At 72.0% G+C, this 1402-nt stretch carries 2 protein-coding genes; both read left to right on the forward strand.

Annotated features, from left to right (window positions below):
- Positions 1-44 precede the first annotated feature (44 nt).
- Complete coding sequence (locus ACFWM7_RS35280; RefSeq protein ID WP_383268873.1) at positions 45-659, forward strand: hypothetical protein; 615 nt, start codon at positions 45-47, stop codon at positions 657-659.
- On the forward strand, positions 656-1366 hold the full coding sequence (locus ACFWM7_RS35285) for a tetratricopeptide repeat protein (RefSeq protein ID WP_383268875.1): 711 nt from the start codon (positions 656-658) through the stop codon (positions 1364-1366). The genes ACFWM7_RS35280 and ACFWM7_RS35285 overlap by 4 nt, the downstream gene beginning before the upstream one ends.
- The last annotated feature ends 36 nt before the right edge of the window (positions 1367-1402 follow it).

Below are 1402 nucleotides of genomic sequence, written 5' to 3' on the forward strand. Positions count from 1 at the left end.
TCGTCGTGATGATGACCGTGGTGGGTACCGGGGTGGTCAGCAGCGTGATGACCGTGGTGGCCGTCCCAGCGGTGGCTTCGACCGCCGCGACGACCGTCCGCGTGGCCCCCGTCGCGATGACGATCGGCCTTCCGGTGGCGGCTTCCGTCGCGACGACAGCCGGCCCTCCGGTGGTGGGTTCCGTCGTGATGACAACCGTGGTGGCGGTTCCAGCGGTGGGTTCCGTCGTGATGACAACCGCGGTGGCGGTTCCGGTGGTGGGTTCCGTCGTGATGACCGGGATCGGGATCGTGGGCCTCGTCGTGATGATGACCGTGGTGGGTACCGGGGTGGTCAGCAGCGTGATGACCGTGGTGGCCGTCCCAGCGGTGGCTTCGACCGCCGCGACGACCAGCCCCGCGGTCCCCGTCGCGATGACGATCGGCCCTCCGGCGGCGGCTTCCGTCGCGACGACCGGGGCCGGGGTGGCAGCTCCGGTGGTGGGTTCCGTCGTGACGACCGCGGCGGATACCGCGGCGGTCAGCGCGACGACCGGGACCGTGGCGGTTTCCGGGGGCGCGATGACCGGGACCGCGACCGTGAGCCGATCAAGCGGCTGCCGATTCCGGACGACGTCACGGGCGACGAGATCGACAAGGACGTGCGCCAGGAGCTCATGAGCCTGCCGAAGACCCTTGCCGAGGATGTCGCGCGCAACCTCGTCATGGTGGCCCGGCTGATCGACGAGGACCCCGAGGAGGCGTACGCGTACTCCCGTATCGCTCTCCGGCTCGCGTCCCGTGTGGCTGCTGTGCGTGAGGCGGCCGGGTTCGCGGCGTACGCGACGCAGAAGTACGCCGAGGCGCTGGCCGAGTTCCGGGCGGCCCGGCGGATGACCGGGTCCGTGGACCTGTGGCCCGTCATGGCGGACTGCGAGCGCGGGCTCGGGCGGCCCGAGCGGGCGATGGCCATGGCCGGCGACCCCGAAGTGCAGAAGCTGGACAAGGCCGGTCAGGTCGAGATGCGGCTGGTGGCCGCCGGGGCACGCCGGGACATGGGCCAGATCGATGCCGCCATCGTGACGCTCCAGAGCCCCGAGCTGGCGTCCAGCTCCGTGCAGCCGTGGACCCCGCGTCTGCGGTACGCGTACGCGGACGCCCTGCTGGAGGCCGGGCGCGAGGACGAGGCCCGGGAGTGGTTCGGGAAGGCGCTGGAGGCGGACAAGGACGGCTCCACCGACGCGTCGGACCGGCTCGCCGAGCTGGACGGTGTGGAGTTCGTCGACGTCCTCGGGGACGACGAGACGGACGAGGCGCCTCTCACCGAGGACGCCCCCGAAGGCCGCGACGACCAGGACGGGCCCGCGGACGGTTCCGCCAAGGCCTGACCGCTGATCGAACGCTGACGCGAGGAGGGGCGGCAC

Origin of the sequence: Streptomyces sp. NPDC058375 (assembly GCF_042723425.1) — a bacterium.
Taxonomy (GTDB): Bacteria; Actinomycetota; Actinomycetes; order Streptomycetales; family Streptomycetaceae; genus Streptomyces; species Streptomyces durocortorensis.

Bases quoted from the DNA above. Each gene is read 5' to 3' on its own strand.
- ACFWM7_RS35285 (WP_383268875.1), top strand. From the start codon at position 656: ATGAGCCTGCCGAAGACCCTTGCCGAGGATGTCGCGCGCAACCTCGTC.